At 71.4% G+C, this 25,022-nt stretch carries 22 protein-coding genes; 11 read left to right on the top strand and 11 right to left on the bottom strand.

Features of this window, described 5'->3' with window-relative positions; genetic code table 11:
* Nucleotides 1-56: 56 nt before the first annotated feature.
* Genes ACWDEN_RS27885 through ACWDEN_RS27875 form a run of 3 tightly spaced genes read right to left on the bottom strand, consistent with a single transcriptional unit; the run spans nt 57 to nt 3,425 of the window.
* Complete coding sequence (locus ACWDEN_RS27885; protein WP_450860427.1) at nt 57-806, bottom strand: succinate dehydrogenase/fumarate reductase iron-sulfur subunit; 750 nt, start codon at nt 804-806, stop codon at nt 57-59.
* Complete coding sequence (locus ACWDEN_RS27880; protein ID WP_450860425.1) at nt 803-2,752, bottom strand: fumarate reductase/succinate dehydrogenase flavoprotein subunit; 1,950 nt, start codon at nt 2,750-2,752, stop codon at nt 803-805. The genes ACWDEN_RS27885 and ACWDEN_RS27880 overlap by 4 nt, the downstream gene beginning before the upstream one ends.
* Nucleotide 2,753: 1 nt before the next feature.
* Nucleotides 2,754-3,425, bottom strand: a complete 672-nt coding sequence (locus ACWDEN_RS27875; RefSeq protein ID WP_450860466.1) for a succinate dehydrogenase — start codon at nt 3,423-3,425, stop codon at nt 2,754-2,756.
* Between the two features lie 119 nt (nt 3,426-3,544).
* Between ACWDEN_RS27875 and ACWDEN_RS27870 the strand changes: the two genes are divergently transcribed.
* On the top strand, nt 3,545-4,429 hold the full coding sequence (locus ACWDEN_RS27870; RefSeq protein ID WP_351609802.1) for a LysR family transcriptional regulator: 885 nt from the start codon (nt 3,545-3,547) through the stop codon (nt 4,427-4,429).
* Nucleotides 4,430-4,477: 48 nt separating this feature from the next.
* On the opposite strand, the gene ACWDEN_RS27865 is transcribed toward ACWDEN_RS27870, so the two are convergent.
* The 3 genes from ACWDEN_RS27865 to ACWDEN_RS27855 form a co-directional block, all read right to left on the bottom strand.
* Nucleotides 4,478-6,622, bottom strand: a complete 2,145-nt coding sequence (locus ACWDEN_RS27865) for a putative bifunctional diguanylate cyclase/phosphodiesterase (protein ID WP_450860423.1) — start codon at nt 6,620-6,622, stop codon at nt 4,478-4,480.
* Nucleotides 6,619-7,431, bottom strand: a complete 813-nt coding sequence (locus ACWDEN_RS27860; protein ID WP_351609807.1) for an SAM-dependent methyltransferase — start codon at nt 7,429-7,431, stop codon at nt 6,619-6,621. Before ACWDEN_RS27860 ends, ACWDEN_RS27865 begins: the two co-directional genes overlap by 4 nt.
* A gap of 258 nt (nt 7,432-7,689) precedes the next feature.
* Nucleotides 7,690-8,652 carry an SCO0930 family lipoprotein gene (locus tag ACWDEN_RS27855; protein ID WP_351609810.1) on the bottom strand — a complete coding sequence of 321 codons (963 nt, stop codon included), beginning with the start codon at nt 8,650-8,652 and terminating at the stop codon, nt 7,690-7,692.
* Between the two features lie 300 nt (nt 8,653-8,952).
* Here ACWDEN_RS27855 and ACWDEN_RS27850 point away from each other — a divergent pair, with 300 nt between their 5' ends.
* Entirely contained in the window at nt 8,953-9,531 is a 579-nt protein-coding gene (locus ACWDEN_RS27850) for a hypothetical protein (RefSeq protein ID WP_450860420.1), read from the top strand.
* Nucleotides 9,532-9,564: 33 nt separating this feature from the next.
* Nucleotides 9,565-10,329 (top strand): bestrophin-like domain, encoded by a 765-nt coding sequence (locus tag ACWDEN_RS27845; RefSeq protein ID WP_351609816.1) that lies wholly within the window; start codon nt 9,565-9,567, stop codon nt 10,327-10,329.
* Nucleotides 10,330-10,424: 95 nt separating this feature from the next.
* Here ACWDEN_RS27845 and ACWDEN_RS27840 read toward each other — a convergent pair whose 3' ends face one another.
* A complete protein-coding gene (locus ACWDEN_RS27840) occupies nt 10,425-11,231 on the bottom strand; it encodes a hypothetical protein (protein ID WP_351609819.1) in 807 nt (268 codons plus the stop codon).
* Nucleotides 11,232-11,563: 332 nt separating this feature from the next.
* On the opposite strand from ACWDEN_RS27840, the gene ACWDEN_RS27835 reads away from it, so the two are divergent.
* Nucleotides 11,564-12,235, top strand: coding sequence for a class F sortase (locus ACWDEN_RS27835; protein WP_450860419.1), 672 nt, complete (start codon nt 11,564-11,566; stop codon nt 12,233-12,235).
* A 38-nt stretch (nt 12,236-12,273) separates the two neighbouring features.
* On the opposite strand, the gene ACWDEN_RS27830 is transcribed toward ACWDEN_RS27835, so the two are convergent.
* Nucleotides 12,274-13,110, bottom strand: coding sequence for a polysaccharide deacetylase family protein (locus ACWDEN_RS27830; RefSeq protein ID WP_450860418.1), 837 nt, complete (start codon nt 13,108-13,110; stop codon nt 12,274-12,276).
* 128 nt (nt 13,111-13,238) lie between these two features.
* Complete coding sequence (gene lysX, locus ACWDEN_RS27825) at nt 13,239-16,517, bottom strand: bifunctional lysylphosphatidylglycerol synthetase/lysine--tRNA ligase LysX (protein ID WP_450860417.1); 3,279 nt, start codon at nt 16,515-16,517, stop codon at nt 13,239-13,241.
* 715 nt (nt 16,518-17,232) lie between these two features.
* Here lysX and ACWDEN_RS27820 point away from each other — a divergent pair.
* Nucleotides 17,233-17,706 carry a universal stress protein gene (locus ACWDEN_RS27820; RefSeq protein ID WP_351609829.1) on the top strand — a complete coding sequence of 158 codons (474 nt, stop codon included), beginning with the start codon at nt 17,233-17,235 and terminating at the stop codon, nt 17,704-17,706.
* Between the two features lie 337 nt (nt 17,707-18,043).
* Nucleotides 18,044-19,468: an amino acid permease gene (locus ACWDEN_RS27815; protein WP_351612878.1), complete on the top strand. Its 1,425-nt coding sequence runs from the start codon at nt 18,044-18,046 to the stop codon at nt 19,466-19,468.
* Here the strand turns inward: ACWDEN_RS27815 and ACWDEN_RS27810 are convergent.
* Complete coding sequence (locus ACWDEN_RS27810; protein WP_351612876.1) at nt 19,426-19,644, bottom strand: hypothetical protein; 219 nt, start codon at nt 19,642-19,644, stop codon at nt 19,426-19,428. The two genes, ACWDEN_RS27815 and ACWDEN_RS27810, sit on opposite strands and share 43 nt — an antisense overlap.
* Before the next feature lie 216 nt (nt 19,645-19,860).
* Between ACWDEN_RS27810 and ACWDEN_RS27805 the strand changes: the two genes are divergently transcribed.
* From ACWDEN_RS27805 to ACWDEN_RS27785, 5 genes are all read left to right on the top strand, one after another.
* Entirely contained in the window at nt 19,861-20,430 is a 570-nt protein-coding gene (locus tag ACWDEN_RS27805; protein ID WP_450860415.1) for a sigma-70 family RNA polymerase sigma factor, read from the top strand.
* Nucleotides 20,431-20,573: 143 nt separating this feature from the next.
* On the top strand, nt 20,574-21,089 hold the full coding sequence (locus ACWDEN_RS27800; protein ID WP_450860413.1) for a hypothetical protein: 516 nt from the start codon (nt 20,574-20,576) through the stop codon (nt 21,087-21,089).
* A gap of 172 nt (nt 21,090-21,261) precedes the next feature.
* On the top strand, nt 21,262-21,915 hold the full coding sequence (locus tag ACWDEN_RS27795; RefSeq protein ID WP_450860411.1) for a zf-HC2 domain-containing protein: 654 nt from the start codon (nt 21,262-21,264) through the stop codon (nt 21,913-21,915).
* A 146-nt stretch (nt 21,916-22,061) separates the two neighbouring features.
* Nucleotides 22,062-22,451 (top strand): hypothetical protein, encoded by a 390-nt coding sequence (locus tag ACWDEN_RS27790; protein ID WP_450860409.1) that lies wholly within the window; start codon nt 22,062-22,064, stop codon nt 22,449-22,451.
* Between the two features lie 2 nt (nt 22,452-22,453).
* On the top strand, nt 22,454-24,112 hold the full coding sequence (locus ACWDEN_RS27785) for a caspase family protein (RefSeq protein ID WP_450860407.1): 1,659 nt from the start codon (nt 22,454-22,456) through the stop codon (nt 24,110-24,112).
* A gap of 9 nt (nt 24,113-24,121) precedes the next feature.
* On the opposite strand, the gene ACWDEN_RS27780 is transcribed toward ACWDEN_RS27785, so the two are convergent.
* Entirely contained in the window at nt 24,122-24,985 is an 864-nt protein-coding gene (locus tag ACWDEN_RS27780) for an Fpg/Nei family DNA glycosylase (protein ID WP_450860405.1), read from the bottom strand.
* Nucleotides 24,986-25,022: the final 37 nt, after the last annotated feature.

Raw genomic sequence — 25,022 nt, 5'->3', positions numbered from 1 at the left:
CACCGTCCCGACCCCGCCCGCCCGCCACTCCGGCGAACGTTCCTCCCGCGCAGGCGCTACCGCTTCCCCGCCTTCCGGGTGGCCCTCAGCCACTCCTTGTTCATGTTCGTGATCGACACCAGCGGGATGCCCTTCGGGCAGGCAGTGGCGCACTCCCCCGTCAGCGTGCACCCGCCGAAGCCCTCCGCGTCCATCTGCGCCACCATGTCCAGCACACGGGTCTCCCGCTCGGGCGCGCCCTGAGGCAGCACGTTCAGGTGGTTGACCTTGGCGGAGGTGAACAGCATCGCCGCGCCGTTGGGACACGCGGCCACACACGCCCCGCACCCGATGCACTCCGCGTGCTCGAACGCGAAGTCGGCGTCGGCCTTCGGCACCGGTGTGGCATGCGCCTCCGGCGCGGACCCGGTGGGCGCGGTGACGTAGCCACCGGCCTGGATGATCCGGTCGAACGCGGACCGGTCCACCACCAGGTCCCTGATCACGGGGAAGGCCGCCGCCCGCCACGGCTCGATGTCGATCGTGTCGCCGTCCTCGAAGGACCGCATGTGCAGCTGGCAGGTGGTGGTGCGCTCCGGCCCGTGTGCGTCGCCGTTGATCACGAGGGAGCACGCGCCGCAGATGCCCTCGCGGCAGTCGTGGTCGAAGGCGACCGGCTCCTCACCGGCCAGGATGAGCCGTTCGTTGAGGACGTCCAGCATCTCCAGGAAGGACATGTCGGACGAGATGCCGTCCACCTCGTATGTGGACATGGCGCCTTCAGCGTCGGCGTTCTTCTGGCGCCAGACGCGCAGGGTGAGCTTCATGCGTAGCTCCGCTGGGTGGGGTGGACGTACTCGAAGACGAGGTCTTCCTTGTGCAGGACGGGTGCCGCACCGGTGCCGGTGAACTCCCAGGCCGCCGCGTAGCCGAACTCCTCGTCCCGGCGGGCGGCCTCGCCGTCCGGGGTCTGGGACTCCTCGCGGAAGTGGCCGCCGCAGGACTCGGCGCGGTGCAGCGCGTCGAGGCACATCAGCTCGGCCAGCTCCAGGTAGTCGACGATCCGGTTGGCCTTCTCCAGCGACTGGTTGAACTCCTCGCCGGTGCCGGGGACCTTGATGCGCCGCCAGAACTCCTCGCGGATCTGCGGGATGCGCTCCAGGGCCTTGCGCAGTCCCGCGTCGGTGCGGGCCATGCCGCAGAACTCCCACATCAGTTCGCCGACTTCGCGGTGGAAGGAGTCGGGGGTGCGGTCGCCGTCGACGGAGAGCAGCCGGTTCAGCCGGTCCTCCGTCTCGGCCAGCGCCTGGCGCACGACCGGGTGGTCTGCGGTGACCGGGTCCTGGTGGGGGTTGCGCGCCAGGTAGTCGTTGATGGTGGCCGGGAGCACGAAGTAGCCGTCGGCCAGGCCCTGCATCAGCGCGGAGGCGCCGAGCCGGTTGGCGCCGTGGTCGGAGAAGTTGGCCTCGCCGATCGCGAACAGGCCCGGGACGGTGGTCTGCAGGTCGTAGTCGACCCACAGGCCGCCCATCGTGTAGTGCACGGCCGGGTAGATGCGCATCGGCACCTCGTACGGATCCTCGTCGGTGATCCGCTGGTACATGTCGAAGAGGTTGCCGTACTTGGACTCGACGGCCCCCCGGCCCATCCGCCGGATCGCGTCGGCGAAGTCCAGGTAGACGCCCTGGCCGCCGGGCCCCACTCCCCTGCCCTCGTCGCAGACGTTCTTCGCGGCGCGGGAGGCGATGTCACGCGGGACCAGGTTGCCGAAGGACGGGTAGATGCGCTCCAGGTAGTAGTCGCGTTCGTCCTCCGGGATCTGGTTCGGCGGGCGGGTGTCGCCCTTGGCCTTGGGCACCCAGATCCGGCCGTCGTTGCGCAGCGACTCGCTCATCAGGGTCAGCTTGGACTGGTGGTCGCCGGTGCGCGGGATGCAGGTGGGGTGGATCTGCGTGAAGCAGGGGTTGGCGAAGTAGGCGCCGCGCCGGTGCGCCCGCCAGATCGCGGTCGCGTTGGAGTTCATGGCGTTGGTCGACAGGTAGAAGACGTTTCCGTAACCGCCGCTGGCCAGTACGACGGCGTCGGCGAAGTACGTGTCGATCTTCCCGGTGACCAGGTCCCGGGCCACGATGCCCCGGGCCCGTCCGTCGGTCACGATCAGGTCCAGCATCTCGGTGCGCGGGTGCATCTCCACGTTGCCCGCGGCGATCTGCCTGCTCAGGGCCTGGTAGGCGCCCAGCAGCAACTGCTGGCCCGTCTGGCCGCGGGCGTAGAAGGTGCGGGAGACCTGGACACCGCCGAAGGAGCGGGTGTCGAGCAGGCCGCCGTACTCACGGGCGAAGGGCACGCCCTGGGCCACGCACTGGTCGATGATCTCGACGGAGATCTGTGCGAGCCGGTGGACGTTGGACTCGCGGGCCCGGAAGTCGCCGCCCTTGACGGTGTCGTAGAACAGCCGGTGGATCGAGTCGCCGTCGTTGCGGTAGTTCTTCGCCGCGTTGATGCCTCCTTGCGCGGCGATGGAGTGGGCTCGGCGCGGGGAGTCCTGGTAGCAGAACTGGACGACGTGGTAGCCCTGTTCGGCCAGGGTCGCGCCCGCGGAGCCGCCGGCCAGGCCGGTGCCGACGACGATGATCGTGTGCTTGCGCCGGTTGGCGGGGTTGACCAGCTTGGCCTCGAAGCGGCGCTTGTCCCAGCGCTCGTGGATCGGGCCGGACGGGGCCGTGGAGTCGGTGACCGGCTCGCCCATCGCGTAGTTCACGTATTCGGTCATGTCAGCTCACCACTCCGGTCATGACGCCCACGGGTACGGCGATGAAGCCCGCCGTGAGCAGCAGCGCGAGGACGTTGGCGACGGTCTTCAGGGCGCGGTCGCGGGCGCGGCTGCCGACGCCGAGGGTCTGTGCGGCGCTCCAGAAGCCGTGCCGGATGTGCAGGCCGAGCGCGAGCATCGCGACGATGTAGATGACGTCGCCGTACCAGGTGGAGAAGGTGTCGACCACGTTCTGGTACGGGTGGCCCTCCTGGAAGCCGCCGGAGTGCACGGTGCCGGTGGTCAGGTCCAGGATGTGCCAGACGATGAACAGGCCGAGGATGATCCCGCCCCAGCGCATGGTGCGGGTGGCGTAGCTCGCCCGGGGCCTGCTGTGCACGTACTTGCTGGGCCGCGCCCTGATGTCGCGGCGGCTGAGCTGGTACGCGGAGGTGGCGTGGGCGACCACGGCGACGACGAGGACGATCCGGATGAGCCAGAGCGTCCACTCGTAGTGCATGAAGGGTTCGCCGATGGTGCGCAGCCAGTGGGCGTAGTGGTTGAACTCGCCCGCCCCGAAGTAGATCTTCAGGTTGCCGATCATGTGCGCGACCAGGTACAGCAGCATGATCAGGCCGCTGACGGCCATCACGGTCTTCTTGCCGACGGTGGAGTCCCACATCGTGCGCGCCATGGACGGCCGTCGGTCCGTCCGCGTTGCCAGAGCCATGGCCAGAACGCTAGGGCCGATGGTCCCGATCAGTCCAAGACATGGACCAGCTTGTTTCCATAGGCACGAGCTATCCTTGCAGGATGCAGTTCCAGCAGCTCCAGTACTTCGTCGCCGTCGCCGAGACCCGGCACTTCACCCGCGCCGCCGAGCTGGTGCATGTCGCCCAGCCGTCGCTGTCGCAGCAGATCAAGGCGCTGGAACGGGAGCTGGGCGCGGATCTGTTCCTGCGCGCCCGGGGCAACATCACGCTCACCGACGCCGGTGAGGCGCTGCTGCCGCTGGCCCGGCGGATCCTGGCCGACGCGGACACGGCCCGGTACGAGGTGCAGGAGCTGGTGCAGCTGCGCCGGGGCCGGGTACGGCTGGGGGCGACCCCGAGTCTGTGCACGGGCCTGCTGCCGGATGTGCTGCGCGCCTTCCACGACCGCTATCCCGGCATCCAGCTGCTGATCGAGGAGGGCGGCTCGCACGACCTGGTGCGGGAGCTGGCGCGCGGCGCCCTGGATCTTGCGCTGGTCGTCCTGCCCCTGCCGACTCCGTCTCCGGCGCTCACCACGGTGGAGCTGCTGCGCGAGGAGTTGGTGGTGGTGTCCTCACCCGAGGCGCCGGCTCCCGGGCGGGGCGGGCGGGTGGTGCGCATCGCCGATCTGGAGGGCGAGCGGCTGGTGATGTTCCGGCACGGCTACGACCTGCGGGAGCTGACCGTGGCGGCGTGCCGTTCCGCCGGGTTCGAGCCGGAGTTCGCGGTCGAAGGGGGCGAGATGGATGCGGTGTTGGGGTTCGTCCGGGCGGGGTTGGGGATCGCCGTGGTGCCGCGGATGGTCGCCACGCGGTCCGGGCAGGGGCTCAGGGTGACTCCGCTGGCCCGGCCCGGGTTGCAGCGCGCCATCGCACTGGCTCACCGGAGTGACGTGGCGCCGCCGCGGGCTGCACGGGAGCTGCAGCGGATGCTTCTCGAGCGGTGACGGCCACAGTCCGCGCCCCGGTGGGGGGCTGAGCCCCCCACCCCCGTATCAGCCGGTCGCGTCCACCAGGGCCAGGTCGTGCAGGCGGTCCGGTGGGCCCGGGCGGGCGTAGTACCAGCCCTGGGCCGTGTCGCAGCCCAGCATCCGGAGCTGTTCGGCCTGGGCGCCGGTTTCCACACCCTCGACGGTGACCGCCAGGTCCAGGCTGTGGGCGAGCGAGACGATCCCTTCGACGATCTTCAGGTCGACGGGGTCGGCGGGGAACTGCTGCATGCCCCGCGTGAAGGAGCGGTCCAGTTTGAGGATGCGCACCGGCAGGCGGCGCAGGTTGGCGAGGTTGGAGTAGCCGGTGCCGAAGTCGTCCAGGGCGATGTCGACGCCCATCTCGGCCAGCCGGTGCAGGGGCTTGAGCAGGTCGTCGTCGGCGCCGATGAGCGCGGACTCGGTGACCTCCAGGCACAGGGCGTCCGGGGCGACACCCGCGCGTTCCAGGATGTCGACGGTGTCCTGGACCAGGCCGGGATGGCTGAGCTGGCACGGCGACAGGTTGACGTTGATGCGCAGGGGCCCGGCGGTGGTCTCCTCGCCATGGCGTTCTCGCCAGGCGCGGGCCTGGCGGATGGACTCCTCCAGGACCCAGCGGCCGAGCGGGACGATCAGGCCGGTGTGCTCGGCGAGCGGGATGAAGCGGTCGGGGCCGAGGACGCCGTGCTGCGGGTGCAGCCAGCGCACCAGGGCCTCGGCGCCGCGCACGCTGCCGTCACCGAGGTGGACGAGCGGCTGGTACTCGATGAAGAACTCACCGCGTTCCAGGGCCGTGGGCAGGGCCGTCGTCAGGCCGTGGCGGGTGATCGCGCGGGCGTCCGCCTCCGGGTCGGCGAGTTCGGAGCGGTTGCCGCCCGCGGACTTGGCCCGGTACATGGTGATGTCGGCGCTCCGCAGGACCTCCGCCGCCGTGCGCTCGCCCGCCGGGCCCTCGACGATGCCCAGGCTGCCGCGCACCAGCAGGTCACGGCCGTCGATGCTGACCGGCGTGACGAGGGCGTTCATGATGCGCTCGGCGAGCTCGTCGACCTTGCGCTCGGTGCCAGGACCGGTGGTCAGGGCCACGAACTCGTCGCCGCCGAGCCGGGCGACCATCTCCCCGGGCGCGGTCGCACAGGACTGGAGCCGGTCGGCGACCTCCACCAGCAGCCGGTCGCCGGCCGCGTGTCCGAGGCTGTCGTTGACGGTCTTGAAGCCGTCCAGGTCGAGGTAGCACAGGCCGAAGCGCTGGCCCTCGCCCGCGTTCAGCGCCTTCTCCAGGCGCTCGAAGAACAGCGAGCGGTTGGGCAGGCCGGTGAGCGCGTCGTGGGTGGCCTCGTAGCGCAGCCGGAGGTTGAGCAGCCGGCGCTCGGTGGTGTCCTCCATGAGGGCGAGCTGGTACTGCGGATCCCCGTCGGCGTCGCGCAGCAGGGAGACCGTCAGGTTGGTCCACAGCACCGTGCCGTCGGGACGGTTGAAGGCCTTTTCGAGGTGGTAGTGCTCGCGGTCGCCGCGGACGAGCTCGTCGTACAGCTTCCAGGTCTGCGGCGCGTCCTCGGGGTGCACCCAGTCCTGGACGCGGCGGCCGCGCAGGGCGTGGTCGGACTGGCCGAACATGCGCAGCAGCGCCTCGTTGACCTGCAGGACGTTGCCGTCGAGGTCGGCGATGCCGATCCCTATGGCGGCGCCCTCGAAGACCGCGCGGAAGCGGGCCTCGCTGGCGTGCAGCGCCTGGGCGACCACGCCCTGGGCCCTGAGCGCGGCCTGGGCGATGGACTCCTGCTCGGCGAGGGTGCGTTCGCGCAGCGCCCCGGCGTATCCGGCGGCCATCGCGTGCTGCAACCGCGAGCAGCGCAGGCGCGGTTCGTCCTGGGGGCCGTCCCCGGCGCAGTACAGCACCAGGTAGGCGTCCACGCAGTCCAGGGTCCGGGTCAGCGCCTCGGGGTCGGTGCAGTGCGCGCCGACCAGGGCGGCGCCGACCCCCTTCGCACCGTCCGCGTCGAAGCCGTGTGCCCGCAGCAGCTCGCTCAACCGGCGTGCGAGCGGAAGCAGTTGTTCCTCGAACTCGGCTCGGGTCAGCGACGTGGAGGTCACCGGGTAGACCGCCCGGCTCCAGATCGTCGTGAACCGGCGCAGTCTGTCCTCCGGCCCGTCCGGCTCGGCGCTCACGCCGTACGCCCCACGCCGGCGAACCCGGAGAAGGCGAACGGATCCTCGTCCTCCGGCGCCGACTCCGGCCGCCAGTCCGGCATCGGCACCAGTCCCGGTTCCACCATGTCGTACCCCTCGAAGAACCGCGCGATCTCGTCGCGCGAGCGCATGATGAGCGGATTGCGAATGTCCTTGTATACGTCCACCGCGCCCTCGGCCCGCTCGGCAGGCACCGGGATTCCCTCGTACGAGGCATGGGTGAGGATCAGCAGGCTGCCGGGCGCGAGCGCGTCGCGCAGTTCGGCCACCGCACCGTAGGGGTCGTCCGCGTCTTCCACGAAGTGCAGTATGGCAACGAGGAGGAGGGCGACCGGGCGGTTCCGGTCGATCAGCCGCTCCACCTGGGGGCTGGAGAGGATCTCCTGGGGCTTGCGCAGGTCCGCGGCGACGACGTCCGCGGTGGCGTTTTCGGCCAGCACCGCCTGGCTGTGCGCGACGGCAACCGGGTCGTGGTCGACGTAGACCACGTGGGCGCCCGGTACGGCCGCCTGGGCCACCTCGTGGACGTTGCCGAAGGTCGGGATGCCGGAGCCTATGTCGAGGAACTGGGTGATGCCCTCCCCGGCGGCGAACCGCACGGCACGCCGCATGAACGCCCGGTTGGCCTGCATGATCTTCGGCAGGCCCGGCATGAACTCCATCGCCTTGCGGGCCGCTTCCCGGTCCACCTCGAAGTTGTGCGAGCCGCCCAGGTAGTAGTCGTAGATCCGCGAGACGCTCGGCACCGTGATGTCGATGCTCCGTGGGGCCCAGGCGGGGCGCTCCATGTATCTCTCCAAGGGTGGACGACAGGGACAGGCGATCCGGTGTTCGAGCTGAGGCTACTGATCGCCCGGCGAAGGAGCGACCCAAACCGGAAATTGACCGTCCGTTCCCCGCCACTGCCTGCGGCAAGTGCCCGTATGGCACCGCTGTGTGACGGATTCCGGCGCACAAAGCGGTCCGCCCCCTCCGTGCGGTGCGGAGGGGGCGGACCTTCGGTGGCGCTCCGGGCCGGGCGGGGCGATCGACCCTGGGGAGGTGATCTAGTTGCCCGGCGCGCCGACCGGCTTGCCGTCGGGCGAGACGGCGTACCAGGTGCCGCCCACGCCCTGACCGTTGGTGTCTCCGGGTGCCTTGTCCCCGGAGAAGGTGTAGATCGGCCAGCAGTTGACCGTCATCTGCTGCACACCGTCGGGACGGGTGAAGCCCATCAGGCCCTTCTTCTTGACGCCCTGGGTGTCCCCGGGCTTGACGATGCCGACGGCCGGCCACTTCTGCAGGCAGGCTCCGGTGCAGTTGGAGACGGACTTCGGCCAGGCCTTGTCCTTGAGGAAGCGGTAGACCGTCATGCCGTGCTTGTCGACGATGATGTCGCCGAGCTTGGGGTCCTTGCGGACGGAGAGACCGGGCAGGGCGGCCAGGGAGGCCTTCTTCCCGTTCGGGGCCAGCGCGAACCACTTGCCGCCCACGCCCTGGCCGTTGACGTCTCCGGCGTTGACGTCCTTGGCGTAGCGGTAGGCGGGCCAGCCGCCGATGGTGAGCTGCTTGGTGCCGTCGGCGCGGGTGACCTCGCCGAGCAGCGCCTTGTCGATGCCGGCTCCGGCCGTGGCGTCGCCGGCGGGCACGGGCGGCCAGGTGGTGGCGCAGTCGCCGGCGCAGTTCGACTTGGGCGGGTTGGCGGTGTCCTTGTCGAACCGGTAGAGGGTGAGGCCGGCGCCGTCGGTCAGCACGCTGCCCAGGTCGGGGTTGGTGGCCACGGTGAGCTTGCCCGCGGGGGCGGCCGCGGTCGGGGAGCTGGAGCTCTGGTTGCCGTCGGCGCCGTAACCGTTGCCCGATCCGGTGCCGACCCCGGCACCGGTGGTCGGGCTGCCCGCGGGCGCGGTGGCCCCGACGTTCTGGGCCGCCGATGCCGGGGTGGTGCTGTTGTCCTGACCGCACGCCGTCGTCAGCGCCAGCACCGCAGCGGCTGTGGCCACCAGTGAGGCGGTCCGCCAGGAGGTCTTCATGTCCAACTCCCCATATATGCCTGGATGTTGCAGCGCTCTGCCGCGCCGCCGCACGGCCATGGGTACGCACCGAGGGGGCCGGAGCGTTCAATGGGGAGCGGAAGTTCTTCGGGAAATTCTTTCCGGGCCCTGTGACCGGTGCCGCCGCCCGTGCCGGCGCGGGGAGCCCGCAATGGCGTGGGCAGGGCACCAATCACGCTGTTCTTCGCGTCAAACCATTGATCGCGCTATGTCCTCCCTTCGGAGCAATCCGGGCGCACTACGGCGTACGACCTGGTTCCGCACCCCCATGATCGTCGCGTGCATGGACCCGAAGTGACCCGATGCGCGCCCGCCGCACGGGTGTTGGCGCTGGTGACCCTGACCTGGACCCTCGTGGGCTGCCCGGTCGGCAGCGTTTCGGCCGACGCCTGCGCGTACGCCTCCACGGGCACGGGCGGCACGGTGGCGGTCGCCCGCGCAGGCGGCGACCACTGGCCGACGCTGCCGCCCTGCCCGACGCCCACCCCGCCCCCGCCCACACCGACCCCCAGCCCGCCGCCACCGCCCCCGAAGCCGGCACCGCCGAAGCCGAAGCCGAAGCCGGCTCCGCGCCCGGTGCCGAAGCCGACGCCAACACCGAAGCCACCGGCCCGGCCCGCCCCGGATCCGCCGGCGCCGCGGCCCACACCCCCTCCCCCTCCCTCTCCCGCACCGACTCCGGCCCCCGACCCGAAGCCGAAGGCCGCCCCGCCGCCCTCGGCGAGGCCGGTGAGCTATCCGGCGTACCACCCCCACCCCGCCGCGCACCGCGCGCCCGGCCACACCACCCCGGTCATCTATGTCCTGCTCATCACCGTTCCGGCGATCGTCGCCGTCGCGGCCCTGCGCCCGCGCTGATGCGCCGGCCCGCTCATCTTCTGGAGGTATCCGTTGCCGGATTGGCTTGTTCTCGTCCTCGCGATGCTGGCGGCCTGCGCCGTGGTGGTGGTCGTCACCGTCGTGCGGCACAAACGTGCCCCCGAGGACGAGGATCCCAGCGAGACCCCGGACGTCATCGAGTACATGACGATGTGGATCGGTGTCGTGTACGCCATCGTCCTGGGCCTCGCCATCGCGGGCGTGTGGGAGGCCCACAGCTCCGCGCAGGACTATGTGCAGTCCGAGGCCCAGGCGCTGCACGAGATCTCGGAGCGGGTCCGGGTCTATCCGCCGGACGTCCGTGACAAGGTGCGCAGCGATGTCAACGCCTATGTCAGCTATGTCGTGCACCACGAGTGGCGGACGATGTCGCACGACGAGCGCGTCACCGACCGCGGCGCACAGCTGCTGCAGAAGGTGCGCCAGGACGTCACCGACTACCAGCCGAAGAACGACTTCGAGGCGCAGGCCTACCAGCCGCTGCTGGACCAGATGACCGCGGCCGACCAGGCGCGCAACGACCGTGCCGACTCCACCGGGGCCACCATGCCGGCGGTGGTGTGGTGGGGCCTGCTCACCGGGGCGCTGATCACCATCGGCATGGTGTTCGCACTGCAGATCCGGCGGACCAGACGCGAGCTGGTCCTGGCGGGCCTGTTCTCCGCGACCATCGCGTTCATGCTGTTCCTCATCTGGGACTTCGACGCCCCCTTCAGCCGGGGCATCGCGGTGACCGCGGAACCGTTCATGAACATGTTCCCGGGGGTCACCGGCTAGCGCCCCACCGCACGATCGCCGACAGGCCTTCGCCCCGGATCCCCCGAGGGACCGGGGCGACTGCCGTGCCTGACGTCCGGCGGGCGACCGGGGCGTCAGGTCCGCTTCTCGTTCCGGCGGCGCAGCCAGAACGCGCCGCCCCCGACGACCGCCAGGGTCACGAGTCCGGCGCCGATGGCCACGTCGGCCGGCGTGGCGCCGCTGGACCTGCTGCCGCCGACACCGCCCTGGACGCCGCCGAGCACGGTGAACGCGGCCGGGCGGACCAGGGTACGGCCGCCGCAGTGGATGGTGATGTCGTACCGGCCGGGCGGGGCGTCGCGGTCGATCTCGGTGGTGCCGCGGGCGGTCTCGTCGCGGAAGTCGTTGAAGTCGGTGGTGGGGAAGGCGCGGGAGGACATGGTGCCGCCGTGGCAGCCGTCCACGCTGACGGCGAGCCGGCCGCCGGCCGGGAGCACGCCGGGCTTGGAGACGATGTTCCTCAGGCTGCCGTCGCCACGGTCACCGGAGTCGTCATCCCGGCCGGAACCCTCCTCCCGGCCGGAACCCTCCTCCCGGCCGGAACCCTCCTCCCGGCCGGAGCCCTCCTCCCGGCCGGAGCCTTCCTCCCGGCCGGAGTCGCCGCCGCGGCTGAAGTCGTCGGCACGGCTGCTGTCGCCGCCCCGGCCGCCGCTCCCGTTGTCGTCGCCCGGGCCGGAGTCCTCCTCCCGGCCCGCGTCGCGGCCCTGCTCCCCATTGTCGTTGTTGTCGTTCGAACGGTTGACGTTTCCGTGGTTGTTGAAGACCGGGTGCCTGTTGAGGTTGCCGCCGTTGCCCGTGCCGTCCGCGACGGACACGGGGGCGGCGAGCCCGAGCACGGCGACCGCGGCGCACGCGGCCGCCAGGGCGCGTTGGTTTCGCATGTGTTCCTCCGCGGGAGGCGCCCGGGGCTCGTCCCCGGTCGATCGGCGAGAAAACGCCTCCCGGGAAGACCCTCGGGGGTGCGGAACACGCCCGCATGTCGAGAATGGTCCGTCCTGGTGAGCCAACAGGCCGCGCGAAAAGCACATAATCGCATATTGCTGCAGGTCACGGACCGTCAGAAATTTTCTCCGTACGGCAACTCGGATGGCGCACCACAAAGGCCCGTGGGCCACCCGTTCGCCAGTCGTCCCGTCGCCCGCCGCACGCGCGGGACTTAGCGTTTTCCCATGCGCGATGACCGTGGCGAGGCCGCGTCGAGAGGGGATGGCGAATGTCTGCGTACGGGCTGCCCGGGCTTGCCGAAGAGGAGGAGCGGCGGAGGAGGCGCGCCCCGTGGGGCGTCATAGCGCTGGTTCTGCTGACCGGTCTGGCGCTCATTCGGAATGGTTCGGGTGAGTTCGACATCGGTCCGCCGCAGCCCGCCTCGGCTGCGGCCCCGGACAGCCGCGTCGGCGCGGGCACCTTCTCCACGGTTCCGACGTCGCTCGGGTTCTCGGCCGCCAACCGGGTCCGCATCCCCGCGATCCAGGTGAACGCCCCGGTCATGCCCGTCGGACTGGACGCGGCCGGCTGGGTCGCCGCGCCGCCGCCGGAGGATCCCAACCTGGCGGGCTGGTTCACCGGTGCCGTATCCCCCGGCGAGAAGGGGACCGCCGTCATCGTCGGGCACGTCGACAACCAACGGGGCCCCGCCGTGTTCTACGGGCTCGGGGCCCTGAAGAAGGGAAACCGGATCGAGGTCCTGCGCAAGGACGGAAAGACCGCGGTGTTCGAGACCTATGGTGTCGAGGTCTTCTCCAAGAGCGGTTTTCCGGGGGACCGCGTCTACGGCTCGAAGGGAACACCGGAACTGCGGGTCATCACCTGCGGCGGTGGTTTTTCCAGGAAGAACGGTTACGACGGAAACGTCGTCGTCTTCGCCCGTCTGGTCGGGGTGAACTGAAGCCACCGCGGCCGGGCGGGCGAAGACCCGGGAAACCGTCATACGCGCCGGCGCGGCGGCACGGTCATCCGGTATCCGGAGTCGAGGAGATGGGGCAGCCATTCACGGATCGCGCGGACGGTCTGCGACCGGTCGCCCCCGGCGTCGTGGGAGAGCACCACGACGCCGGGGGCGGCGCCGCTCTCCACCCGGTCGACGATGGTGCCGGTGCCGGGCTCCGTCCAGTCGGTGGTGTCGACCGTCCAGGCCATCGGCTCCATGCCCAGCTCGGCGCCCAGCTGGAACGCGGCCCGGTTCCAGGCGCCGTAGGGCGCGCGGAACCACTGCGGGCGCTCGCCGTAGGTGTCCTCGATGACGTCGCTGGTGCGCTTCATCTCGGAGCGGATCTGCTTGCGGTCGAGGGTCGTCAGCAGCGGATGCGTCCAGGTGTGGTTGCCCACGACATGGCCTTCGTCGGCCATCCGGACCACCAGCTCCCTGTTGTCGACGACGCACTCGCCGCACACGAAGAACATGGCCCGCACGTCGTACTTGGCGAGGGTGTCCAGGATGTGCGGGGTGTAGTCCGGGTTGGGGCCGTCGTCGAAGGTCAGCATCATGCTCCGGCCGCGCCCGGAGATCCGGAGGATGGGCTCCTTGCGGGCCTTCAGTCGGTGCGGCGCGGCACGCGGCGGTCCGTAGCCGGTGAGCGGCTGGAGCCGGAAGGCGGAGGACTTGGGCACCTGACGGGCCTGCGGTCCGGGCGCGGGGGCGGCGGTCCCGGCGCCGTCCTCGGCGCCAGTCGCGAGTACGGCCCCGGCGGCGCCCGCCGCCCCCAGCGCGGCGGCACCGCCCAGGAGCATCCGGCGCCGTGTCAGCAACTGATCCTTCTGCATGACTCATCACTCGCCCCACCGGACTCCGGCGCACCACAACGACACTGGTGCGGCGGCGGGAATACACCCGGACGGACCAGCGCCGGGGCCGGTGCACCGCCTCCCGGCCCCCGCCGGGGACCGGACGCTCAGCGGCGGCGCACCAGCGGGAACGGCAGGGTCTCCCGGATCGTCATGCCGGTGAGGAACATCACCAGCCGGTCGACGCCGAGGCCGAGGCCGCCGGTCGGGGGCATCGCGTACTCGAGGGCCTGCAGGAAGTCCTCGTCCAGCTCCATGGCCTCCGGGTCGCCGCCGGCGGCCAGCAGCGACTGCTCGGTGAGCCGCCGGCGCTGCTCGACCGGGTCGGTCAACTCGGAGTAGGCGGTGCCGAGTTCGGTGCCGAAGGCGACGAGGTCCCAGCGCTCGGCGAGCCGCGGGTCGCTGCGGTGCTGCCGGGTCAGCGGGGAGACGTCGGTCGGGAAGTCCCTGTAGAAGGTGGGGAGTTGGGTGCGCTCCTCGACGAGCCGCTCGTACATCTCCAGGACGATGTCACCGGGTCCGTCGTCGGCGGTGTACGGCACTCCGGTCCGGTCGCACAGCCGGTGCAGCCGCAGCAGTTCGGTACCGGGGCCGATCTCCTCCCCCAGTGCCTCGGAGATCGCGCCGTAGACCGTTCTGACCGGCCACTTCCCGGAGATGTCGTGCTCCTGCCCGCCCTTGCGTGCCACCGGGGAGCCGAAGGCTGCGGTCGCCGCGCCCTGGATCAGCTCGCGCGTCAGGTCGAGCATGACGTCGTAGTCGGCATACGCCTGGTAGGCCTCCAGCATGGTGAACTCGGGGTTGTGCTTGTAGGAGACACCCTCGTTGCGGAAGGTGCGGCCCAGTTCGAAGACCTTCTCCAGGCCGCCGACGCACAGGCGCTTCAGGTACAGCTCGGGGGCGATGCGCAGATACAGGTCGAGGTCGTAGGCGTTGATGTGGGTGGTGAAGGGGCGCGCGTTGGCGCCGCCGTGGATCTGCTGCAGCATCGGGGTCTCGACCTCGACGAAGCCGCGGTCGAGCAGGCCCTGCCGCAGGGCCTGTACGGCGGCGGAGCGGGCCCGGATCACGGCGCGGGCGGCGGGGCTGGTCGCGAGGTCGAGATAGCGGCGGCGGACCTTCGCCTCGGGGTCGGTGAGGCCGCGGCGTTTGTCCGGCAGCGGGCGCAGGCACTTGCCGGTGAGCTGCCAGGAGGTGACGAAGACGGTGGGTTCGCCCTTGTCGCTGAGGCCGGTGCGGCCGGTGGCGGTGATGTGGTCGCCGATGTCGGTGCCGGCGGTGAAGCGGTGGAGGGCGGCGGCCGAGCGCTCGCGGGTGAGGGCGATCTGGTGGTCACCGGACCAGTCGCGCAGCACGGCGAAGACGATGCCGCCGAAGTCGCGGACCAGCATGAGCCGTCCGGCGACGGTGACGTCCTCGTCGGGGGGCACGTCGGCGAGGGCGTGGGTGGGGGCGGGGACGCCGACCGGGTAGGGGTCGGTGCCGTCGGCGCGCAGCCGGTCGAGCTTGTGGTGCCGGACGCGGACCTGGTCGGGCAGGCCGGCGCCCGGTGCGGCGGTCCCGGCCTGGTCCCCTCCCTCGAGGCCGAGCGCCGTCAGCGGAGGCAGCCCCGCCGTGGTGGCGGGCGGCTGCCCGGCCTTCGGGTGCCCCTTTCCCCAGAGTTTGCGCAACGACGGTACGGAGACGAAGCCTTCGGCGATGCCGGAGGCCAGGCCGATGCGGGCGAGGGCGGCGGTGTCGCCGTAGCAGATGAACCGTGGGTACCAGTCCGGGTGGTACTTGGCGTTGGAGCGGTACAGGGCCTCCAGCTGCCACCAGCGGGAGAAGAACAGCAGCAGGCGCCGCCAGAGCCTGAGGACCGGCCCGGCGCCGATGCGGGCGCCCTCCTCGAAGACCGACCGGAAGACGGCGAAGTTCAGCGACATCCTGCGGATGCCCAGCTTGGGGGCGGCGGCGCACAGCTCGGCGACCATGAACTCCATGACCCCGTTGGGGGCGGCACGGTCACGGCGCATCAGGTCCAGGGAGACGCCGTCGCGGCCCCAGGGCACGAAGGAGAGCAGGGCGAGCAGCCGGCCGTCCTCGCCGAGGGCCTCCACGAGCAGGCAGTCTCCGTCGGCGGGGTCGCCGAGCCGGTCCAGGGCCATGGAGAAGCCGCGCTCGGTCTCGGTGTCGCGCCAGGCGTCGGCCTTGTCGACGATCTCCTCCATCTCCCGTTCGGTGAGGGTGGCGTGCCGGCGGATGCGGCAGGTGGCACCGGTACGGCGGACGCGGTGCACGGCCTGCCGGGTCACCCGCATGTCCCGGCCGTCCAGGTCGAAGGAGGCCACCTGCACGATCGCCTCGTCGCCGAGCTGGAGGGCGCCGAGGCCGGCGCGGGCGTAGGCGCGGGCGCCGTCCTCGGAGGCGCCCATCACGGCGGGCGCCCAGGCGTACCGGCGGGCCACGTCCAGCCAGGCGGCGATGGCGTGCGGCCAGGCCTCGGGATCGCCGACGGGATCGCCGCTGGCCAGGCAGACGCCGGCCTCGACGCGGTAGGTGACGGCGGCCTTGGCGCTGGGCGAGAAGACGACGGCCTTGTCGCGGCGGGTGGCGAAGTAGCCGAGGGAGTCCCGATCGCCGTAGGCGGCCAGGAGGGCGCGGATCCGGGCCTCCTCGTCGCCGTGCAGGGCGGCTTCCAGGCGCTGGGAACGGAACAGTGCGGCGGCGGCGTTCAGCAGGGCCAGGGCGCCGAGCAGGCCGAGCACGAAGGTGACCTGGCGGGGCGGGTGGCCGGAGAAGGAGCGGCTGGAGACCAGCCCGCCGCACACCCGGTCGGCCGCCCAGGCCAGGTGCTGGTTCGCCGGGAGCGTGCCCGGGAACAGCATGACGAGCCCCCAGCCCAGCAGAATCGCCACCACGAGACCGCCCAGCAGTACGGCGAGCGCCCGCCAGACCGCGCCGTGGCGGGAGGCGGCGTAGAACTCCCCGCGGGCCACGACGAGCAGGAGCAGCAGCAGACCGCACAGCACCAGGGACGGCAGAGACTCGGCGTACATGCCGAGGCCCACGCCGAGCGCGTCGGTGAGGACCACCAGGCCGAGATAGACGACGACCAGCCACCAGGCGACCTTCTTGCGGGCGGCGGTGGCGCCGGCCAGCAGGAACAGGAAGACGGCGTAGGCCAGGTTGGCGCTGATGGGCAGGAGCAGCAGGTCGAGGGCGTGCACGACCGGGCGGAGCAGGTCGCGCAGCGGTTCGCTGAGCGCGAGCAGGGCGCACAGCAGGCCGAGCGCGGCGAAGAGCGTCGCGAAGGCCTCGGGCACCCAGCCGAGCCGCCCGCCGGCGGGCGGGCGTATCGGGGCCGTGGGGTCCCTCCGTGCGGCGGGCTCCGCGCTGGCGGTCATGGTTCCGACTGTAGGAAGGGCTCGCGCGGCTCGCCCGTCGAGGGGATGCCGGGGGCGCCCCCGGGAGACCGGCGTCCCCTGTACTGAGACGGCAGGGACGCCGGGGGCGCGACTGCGGGCGGCCGACGTCCCGCACGCAGGGGCCGCTCCGGGAGCCCGGCATCCCGCACGCAGAGGCGGGTGCGGGGGGCCGGACGGCCCGGGAGACCGACGTCCCGCGCACCGGAGCGGCCCGCGAGACCGGCGTCGCCCCCACCGGGACGGGGGCGGGGCCAGGCCATCAGCCCGGCATGCCACCCGCCGAGCCGACGCACGCGCGCCACCCAGGAGCTGCCCGCACCGATCGCACCGGCCACAAGCGCCAACCCCCGAACGACAAGCGCCCCGCGAGGCCACCTCAGCGGGCGAACCACCAGCCCCACCACCGGACCGCCCCAGCCCTGGCCACAAGCCCCACCAGACCGCCACCCCTGGCCTCAAGCCCACACCGCCCGGCGCCGCCTGCCCGAACGGCGCCCCGACGTGGGCCGTCGGCCGACGGCGGCCCGGCCCCCGCCACGGTCCGCCCGACCAGGCCAGGCCCCACCACCCGGCCCGACAACCCGCCGAGCCCACGACCGCCCCGGCCAGACAACCGCCCACCCGACAGCCGCACGGCACCCGCCGGACGCCCCACGGCTCTGCAGGAACAGGGGATTCCGATAGCCTCGCCACCGTGACGGAACAGCACTCGCACACACCCTCGAACCAGTTCGAGCGAGGTACGGACGGGCCGAAGGTCATCCTGGTCGGGGTGGACGGCTCCGACTCCTCGCTGCGTGCCGCGGCGTACGCGGGCGGGCTCGCCCGGCGGCAGCACGCACTGCTGGCCGTGGTGTACGTACAGCCGGTGCTGGCCGCCGGGGCGGCGCTCGGGGCGCCGGTGGCGGAGACGACCGACGAGATCGCCGAGGACCTGGTCACCTACATCCGGGAGGCGGCCGAGCGGGTCAAGGGGATATTCGAGGTGCGCTGGGAGTTCCACACCTTCCGCGGCGACCCTTACAGCGGGCTGGTGAAGGCGGCCGACGAGCTCAAGGCGGACGCGGTGATCGTGGGCGCCTCGGAACAGGCCGGTCACCGGATCATCGGCTCGGTGGCGATCCGGCTGGTGAAGGCGGGACGCTGGCCGGTGACGGTCGTCCCGTAGAGCGCCCACAGCAGCAGCGGGGTCGCCGGCAGCGGCATTCCGGTGAGGGCGGCCGCAGAGCCCCATGGCCGGGCCCCACGGCGCGCTGGGCCGGCGGGCGGGCCACCCGGGAGCCGGGCAGTGCGCCGAGGCACGGCGATGGCGAGGCCGTGCTACAGGGGCTCGCCGCCCTGCGCGCCGCCCCACCGCCCGGCTGCGGCTGCCGGCCCGGCCCCGCCCGGCCCGCGGCCCGCGCCTCGACGCCCGCCCGGGCCGTGCGTGGCGTCTTCCCTGTCCGACACCCCTGAGCCATCATGATCCGCCGTCAGCCGTTGCCGTCGGCGAAGAGGTGAGGCGCATGGCCAGGCTCCGCGCGGGCGAGGGGATTCTCCGCCGCAAACCCATCGAACGCATCGAGGAGACCGAGGTCGGCGAGGGCACCCGGCTGGACCGCTCGCTCGGGCTGTGGCAGCTCACCGCGATCGGGGTGGGCGGCATCATCGGCGCCGGTATCTTCACGCTCGCGGGCACGGTCGCCAACGGCACGGCGGGGCCGGCGGTGGTGGTGTCGTTCCTGGTCGCCGGTGTGGCGAGCGCCTGTGCGGCGCTGTCGTACGCCGAGTTCGCCGGACTGATCCCGAAGGCGGGATCGGCGTACACCTACGGCTATGCGGTGCTCGGCGAGTTCGCGGGCTGGTTCATCGGCTGGGACCTGCTGCTGGAGTACACCGCGATCGTGGCCGTGGTGGCGATCGGCATCTCGGGCTACTTCGGGTTCCTGGTCGAGGAGATGGGCGCGAAGCTGCCGCACTGGATGCTGGGGGCGCCGGGCACCGGGGACGGGCACCGGGTGGACCTGTTCGCGGTCGTGCTGTGCCTGCTGATCGCCTGGCTGCTGAACCTGGGCATCCGCAGCGCGGCCCGCTTCGAGACGTTCGTGGTGGTACTGAAGGTCCTGGTGGTGCTGCTGGTGATCGGGGTGGGCGTGTTCCACATCGACTCGGCGAACTACCAGCCGTTCTTCCCGTTCGGCATCGGCGGCGCCTTCACCGGCGCGGCGACCGTGTTCTTCGCCGTGTTCGGCTACGACGCCATGTCGACGGCCGCCGAGGAGTCCAAGGACGCCCAGCGGCACATGCCGAAGGCGATCATCTACTCGCTGGTGATCTCGATGGTGCTGTACGTGGCGGCGTGCCTGGTGCTGACGGGCATGCAGGACTACCGGCACATCGACCCGGAGAGCGGCTTCTCGAGCGCGTTCAAGGCGGTGGGTCTGAACGCGCTCGCGGACGTGATCGCGGTGGGCGCGATCATCGGCATCCTCACGGTGATGTTCACGTTCATGCTGGGCGTCACACGGGTGTGGTTCGCGATGTCCCGGGACGGGCTGCTGCCCCGGTGGTTCGCCAAGACGCACCCGACGCGGCACGTGCCGACCCGCGTCACCTGGATCGTCGGTGCGGCCTCGGCGGTCATCGCCGGGTTCGTCCCGATCGGCGAGGCGGCCGAGCTGACCAACATCGGCATCCTGCTGGCGTTCGTGGTGGTGTGCACGGCGGTGATCGTGCTGCGCTACCGGCAGCCGGACCTGTCGCGCACCTTCCGTACTCCGTGGATGCCGGTCGTACCGGCCATGGGGGTCGTCTTCTCGGTCTGGCTGATCACGTTCCTGATGTGGCAGACCTGGGTGCGGTTCGCCGTGTGGTTCGTGATCGGCTGCGTGATCTACTTCGGCTACTCCTACCGGCGCTCGGCGCTGGCCGAGGTGCGGCCCGCCCGATGACCGGCCGCGAGGCCGTACCGGTCCGGGACGAGCTCGGCCCCGGCGGCCTGCGGGCGGGCCGCCGCTCCGGGCGGGGCCGGGTGCCGGGACTGCTGTCGCTCGTGGTTCTGGCACGCGGCCGCGGCCGCGAGGACCGCGGTGAGGGCGAGTGCCACCTGTTGTCTGCGTCCGATCATCAGCTCACCCCAGGGATGTCGTACGACCGACAAAGCTGTTGACGCATATATGGGTATGAATCCAACTCATCGGATAAACGGCCCGAGTGCTGTCATTAGCCCGTCCGGCGCCGTCCCGGACCGTCGGTCCGACCGTTCGCCGACGGGATCGACCGTCCGCCGCAGAGCCGTGCGCGCGCCCTGTCCCCCGGCCGCACCCTGCGCTGCCATACGGCCATGACGGCCGGAACCTCACTGATCCACAAGGCGGCGGCACGGGCCCACGGGACGACGACCGCCGAGCACGAACTGGCCGCGCTCCAGCGCGAGCACGGCGGACCGCTCTTCGCCCTGCTGCTCAGGCTCTGCGACGGCGACCGGCAGCGCGCCGAGGACCTGGTCCAGGAGACCCTGGTGCGCGCCTGGCAGCATCCCGAGGCGCTGCACGCGGAGGACTTCGACTCCGTACGGCCCTGGCTGCTGACGGTCGCCCGGCGGCTCGCGATCGACGCCCGGCGGGCCCGGCAGGCCCGGCCCCGGGAGACCGGCGCCGAGATCCCGGAGAGCGCGCGCGTGACCGCCGATCACGCCGAACGGGCCGCCGCGATGCTCGATGTCCGGGAGGCTGTGAAGACGCTCACGCCGGAACACCGTGACGTCCTTGTACTCGTGTACTTCCTCGGGGCCAGTGTGGCGGAAGCGGCGCAGACCCTGGGCGTTCCACCCGGTACCGTGAAGTCCCGCGCGTATTACGCGCTGCGCGCGCTGCGCCGGGTCCTTCCGGATTATGCGGCGGACCTGCACTGAAACCGGAGGCCGGGTCAAACCTCGGCAAAGCGCCTTGCTGTGGCCCCCGTTCGGGCAATGGGCTGTCCTCATCCGCGTTCCGGGCGGGCGGCCCGACCCAGGGGCCGGGCGACGCGCACGTACCGGAGGAAGGGCAGGAAGGGATGCTGCACAGAGGGCACGAGAGCACGGACGGCACCGACGGCGGTGAACTGGTCGTCCCCATGGCCTGGTTGTATGCCGAGTACATCGCCGACGAGCTGCTGCGCACCGGCGATCTGATGCCGCCGACGTCCTTCGAGTTCCGGGCCGGCCGTGACGCGCTGGCGCTGACCGTCTTCCTGTCCGACACCGACGGGGAGCTGTCCGGCATCCGGGTGATCTCCCAGCTGGAGAACTGGCTCTCCCTGACCGCCTACGACCAGCCGTGGCGGGACTGGGTGCGCGAGCGCATGGCCGAGCTGACCGAAGGGGCCGACCGGTCCGGCACGCGTTCGCCCGACCTGGCCCTCGCCGTGGACGCCTGGCGCTGGCTGGAGGAGACCGAGCTGCTCGCGCCGGACCTGGACGCGGTGCCGGGCGGCGGCGGGCCGGCCGGCGAGGACGACGGGCCGAAGGTGTGGACGCCGGCCTGGCGCCTCGGGCTGCCCCTCGGGCACCTCGCGATCCATCTGTTCTGACCGCCCCTCCGGGGCTTTCCGAAGTTTTCCGGAATCGGACCAATCCGAGGGCCGCGCGGCTCCGAATCTCTGGTCCGGGATTCTGCGGTGGCTTGAGTGATTCGGCTGTCGGCTGCGTACGGATGGGTGCACGGAGTAACCCCACCCGCACCCATCGGCACGAGGATTCGGCATGAGGTCCCTGGAAAGGCATCGCGACGTCGGCGCTTACGCGCTCGGCGTGCTGGACGAGGCGGAAGCCTTCCGCTTCGAGGACCACCTCATGGAGTGCCCTCAGTGCGCGGCACAGGTGACCGAATTCGGTCCCGCCACACGGCAGTTGATGCTGTACCGCCGAGCCACGCCGCGCATCGTGCACCCCATGGCACAGCCCGGTCCCCGGCTGCTGGACCGGCTGCTCGGCGAGGTCGTGCAACGGCACCGGGCGCGCCGCCGGCGCTTTCTGTACGGCCTGGCCGCCTCCGTGGTGCTGGCCGTGGCCGGTCCCGGGATCGTGGCCTTCGCCGGCCGTGAGGAGCCGGCCTCGCACGTCACCGCGGCGACCGATCCGGGGACCGGCGTGTGGGCGGAGGTCACCGCCGACGACGGGGACGCGGGCAGCCGGCTGCGGCTGAAGGTGAAGGACGGCACCGGCCCGCACGCCTGCCGGCTCGTCGTCGTGGGCCGCGACGGCTCCGAAGAGGTCGCCGGTACCTGGATGGAACCCGGCCACGCCACCCGCACCTTCACCACGCTCGGAGCGTCCACGATGCACCCCGACGAGATCGCCCGCTACGACGTGCGCACCGAGGACGGGCAGCACCTGGTGACCCTCCAGGCCGACTGAGAACACCCCGTTGAAGCGTCAATCAGCTGGCCCCGCACACGGTTTGCGGCCGCGCGGCCGTGGGCGGAAACTGAAGACGATGACGTGGAGTTTGTGAAGGTCCGCTCCGCGCCGCCCCTCAGAGCACGAACGAAGGGGCTGAGCCGGTGGAGAACCAAGTACTGATCTGCCTCTCCCAGGAGGGGGCGGAAGCCGAGCGTGTCGAGCAGCTGACCGGCTATCTGCGTCAGGAACTGCTCGCGGCCGGTGTGGTCGACGATGTCCGTGCGGCCCCCGCCTCAGAGGCGCCACCCGGCACACGATGCGCGGACGTCGCTCTGGTCGGCTCCCTGCTGGTGGGCCTGGGCCAGTCCTGCTCCGGCCTGAACCACATGGCGACCGTACTCCGTGACTGGCTGGGTCGGTTCGGGAACACACGGCCGTCGCTGACCCTGACGCTGGACGGGGACACCGTGGAGATCTCGGCGGCGACGGACGAGCAGATGGCCGAGGCGTGGGAGATCTTCCGCCGGAAGCACTCCGCGACGGAGACCTAGACATGGGCGAGTCCCGGCACGCGCTGATCATCGCCAACGACGCGTACGAGGATCAGGGCCTCAAGAAGCTGAGAGCGCCCGGGCTCGATGCCGACGCCCTCTCCGCAGTCCTGCGGAACCCGCAGATCGGCGACTTCGAGGTGGATGTCCTGAGGAACGCCTCGGCCCAGGACATGAAGACGCGCATCGAGGCCTTCTTCAAGGACCGCCGCCGTGACGACACGCTGGTACTGCACTTCTCCTGTCACGGGATCAAGGACGAATCAGGCGAACTGTACTTCGCTGCCAGCGACACCCGGCTCGGACTGCTCGACGCCACGACGACCCCGGCCTATTTCGTCCACCGGTGCATGTCCCGCACGTTCGCGGGCTGCACCGTGCTGTTCCTCGACTGCTGCTACGCGGGCGCCTTCTCCCGTGGGGCGTCCACGAAGGCCGACCGGGACGTGCACGTCCTCGACGCCTTCACGGACGAGAAGCCGAGCGGGGGGCGGGGCAGGGCCGTCATCACGGCATCGAACTCCATGGAGTACTCCTTCGAGGACACCGAACTCGTCGAGGGCAGCGCCCAAAAGCCGTCCGTGTTCACCCACGCGGTGGTGGAGGGCCTGAGAACCGGCGATGCCGACCTCGACGAGGACGGTGAGATCTCGCTCGACGACCTGTACAAATACGTCTACGCCCACGTGAAGGACCAGAACCCCAACCAGACTCCGAGCAAGACCGTCGAGATGCAGGGAAGCATGCATCTGGCGCACAGCCGCCACCGCCGCATCAGAATCGACCCCGTCCCCATCCCGCGCCCCGTACAGGAAGCTCTCCGCAGCAGGAACGAGTTCACACGTCTCGGCGCCGTCAGGGACGTCCACGCCCGTATGCGGAGCCCGGACCTCTCCATAGCCGAAGGAGCGCGCCGGGCTCTGGAGGCCGTGGTCCGCGACGACACCCGGCAGGTGGCGGACGAGGCGCTCGGCGCCCTGAACGAGGCCCGCCTCAAGCCTGCCCCGGCCCGCCTGGACTTCGGCCGGGTCCCCCGGGGCGCCGCCGTGCCGCAGCAGTCCCTGACCTTGCAGGGCATCCCGCTGGCCCGCCATTGCGTCGCCCACGCCACGGGCAGGTGGCTGCGCGTCTCGGAGTCCGCGGACGGCCTGGCCGTCACAGTCGACGCATCCACCGAGGGGCGGCTGACCGGGGCCGTCTCGCTGAAGGGGGTCGCCGACGATGCCGTGGTCCAGGTCGCGGCCGAGGTGGTGCCGCCACCGACCCCCACGCACCCGCGCCCGGCCAGAGCCCTGTGGGCCCCCACCCTGGCGGCAGCCGCCCTGGCCCTCGCCGTCACCTCGGTGATCATGTGGAGCGTGTCCGTCGTGGCGACGGTGTACGCGGCGGTGGACGCCAGTAAGTCCGGCGATCTCGCGTACTTCATGCACGTCCACCACGCGCTCCATCCGCTCATCGCCTCCCTGATCACCTCGGTGGCCGCGCTCCTCCTCGGTGCGCTCGCCCGGCACGATCTGAGCGTGCGGCGCAAGCGCTACACGCAAGGGGTGAGGAGCACCACGCGTTCCCTCACCTCGACGGCAAGGCGCTGCGCGGCGCCGGTCCTCGTCCTGGCCGTGCTCATGAGCATCGCTTACAACGTCGTGAGCAAACGCTGGTGAGCACGCGGACTACTTCAGCAGTCTCGACAACCTGCGGTCCGCCAGTGGCTTGCCGCCCGTCTGGCAGGTGGGGCAGTACTGGAGCGAGGAGTCGCTGAAGGAGACCTCACGGATGGTGTCGCCGCACACCGGGCAGGGCTCGCCGGTCCGGCCGTGGACGCGCAGGCCGGTCTTCTTCTCGGTCTTCAGCCGCCCGGCGGCCACGCCACGGGAGCGGTCGACCGCCTCGGTGAGCGTCGAGCGCAGCGCGGCGTAGAGCCGGTGGGTCTCCTCCGGAGTCAGGGCGGCGGCGAGCTTGAACGGGGACATCCTCGCGGCGTGCAGGATCTCGTCGCTGTAGGCGTTGCCGACGCCGGCGATCAGGGACTGGTCGCGCAGGGCGCCCTTCAGCTGACGTCTCTCGTCCTTGAGGAGGGCGGCGAGGCGGTTCTCGTCGAAGTCGGCGGCGAGCGGGTCGGGGCCGAGCCGGGCGATGCCCTCGACCTGCTGCGGATCACGGACGACGTACACCGCGAGGCGTTTCTGGGTGCCGGCCTCGGTGAGGTCGAAGCCCTCGCCGGTCTCCAGCGCCACGCGCAGCGCGAGCGGGCCCTTGCCCGGCTTGGGCGGGCCGTCCGGCAGCCGGTCCCTCCACTGCAGCCAGCCGGCGCGGGCCAGGTGGGTCACCAGGTGCAGCCCGCTGTCCGCCGCCAGGTCCAGGAACTTGCCGTGCCGCTGCACGGCCGTCACCTCGCCGCCCTCGAAGGCGGTGACGGGAGGGTCGTACGTCTTCAGGACGCTGATGGCGACCGGCAGCACCCGCACCACCCGGCGGCCGACCAGGTGCTCGGTGAGGAAGTCCTTCAGCGCTTCTACCTCAGGCAGTTCCGGCATGAATCCAGAGTGCCATCCGGTACTGACAACTCCCACG

Source organism: Streptomyces sp. NPDC001153, assembly GCF_053598315.1.
Note: the sequence above shows the minus strand (reverse complement) of the source record. Positions and strands in the feature narration are given on the sequence as shown.

Coding starts and splice junctions, on each gene's coding strand:
- ACWDEN_RS27885 (WP_450860427.1), bottom strand. CDS start 806: ATGAAGCTCACCCTGCGCGTCTGGCGCCAGAAGAACGCCGACGCTGAA.
- ACWDEN_RS27840 (WP_351609819.1), bottom strand. CDS start 11,231: ATGCGAAACCAACGCGCCCTGGCGGCCGCGTGCGCCGCGGTCGCCGTG.
- ACWDEN_RS27870 (WP_351609802.1), top strand. CDS start 3,545: ATGCAGTTCCAGCAGCTCCAGTACTTCGTCGCCGTCGCCGAGACCCGG.
- ACWDEN_RS27795 (WP_450860411.1), top strand. CDS start 21,262: ATGAGGTCCCTGGAAAGGCATCGCGACGTCGGCGCTTACGCGCTCGGC.
- ACWDEN_RS27860 (WP_351609807.1), bottom strand. CDS start 7,431: ATGGAGCGCCCCGCCTGGGCCCCACGGAGCATCGACATCACGGTGCCG.
- ACWDEN_RS27875 (WP_450860466.1), bottom strand. CDS start 3,425: ATGGCGCGCACGATGTGGGACTCCACCGTCGGCAAGAAGACCGTGATG.
- ACWDEN_RS27800 (WP_450860413.1), top strand. CDS start 20,574: ATGCTGCACAGAGGGCACGAGAGCACGGACGGCACCGACGGCGGTGAA.
- ACWDEN_RS27855 (WP_351609810.1), bottom strand. CDS start 8,652: ATGAAGACCTCCTGGCGGACCGCCTCACTGGTGGCCACAGCCGCTGCG.
- ACWDEN_RS27780 (WP_450860405.1), bottom strand. CDS start 24,985: ATGCCGGAACTGCCTGAGGTAGAAGCGCTGAAGGACTTCCTCACCGAG.
- ACWDEN_RS27805 (WP_450860415.1), top strand. CDS start 19,861: ATGACGGCCGGAACCTCACTGATCCACAAGGCGGCGGCACGGGCCCAC.
- ACWDEN_RS27810 (WP_351612876.1), bottom strand. CDS start 19,644: ATGATCGGACGCAGACAACAGGTGGCACTCGCCCTCACCGCGGTCCTC.
- ACWDEN_RS27815 (WP_351612878.1), top strand. CDS start 18,044: ATGGCCAGGCTCCGCGCGGGCGAGGGGATTCTCCGCCGCAAACCCATC.
- ACWDEN_RS27880 (WP_450860425.1), bottom strand. CDS start 2,752: ATGACCGAATACGTGAACTACGCGATGGGCGAGCCGGTCACCGACTCC.
- ACWDEN_RS27835 (WP_450860419.1), top strand. CDS start 11,564: ATGTCTGCGTACGGGCTGCCCGGGCTTGCCGAAGAGGAGGAGCGGCGG.
- lysX (WP_450860417.1), bottom strand. CDS start 16,517: ATGACCGCCAGCGCGGAGCCCGCCGCACGGAGGGACCCCACGGCCCCG.
- ACWDEN_RS27785 (WP_450860407.1), top strand. CDS start 22,454: ATGGGCGAGTCCCGGCACGCGCTGATCATCGCCAACGACGCGTACGAG.
- ACWDEN_RS27830 (WP_450860418.1), bottom strand. CDS start 13,110: ATGCAGAAGGATCAGTTGCTGACACGGCGCCGGATGCTCCTGGGCGGT.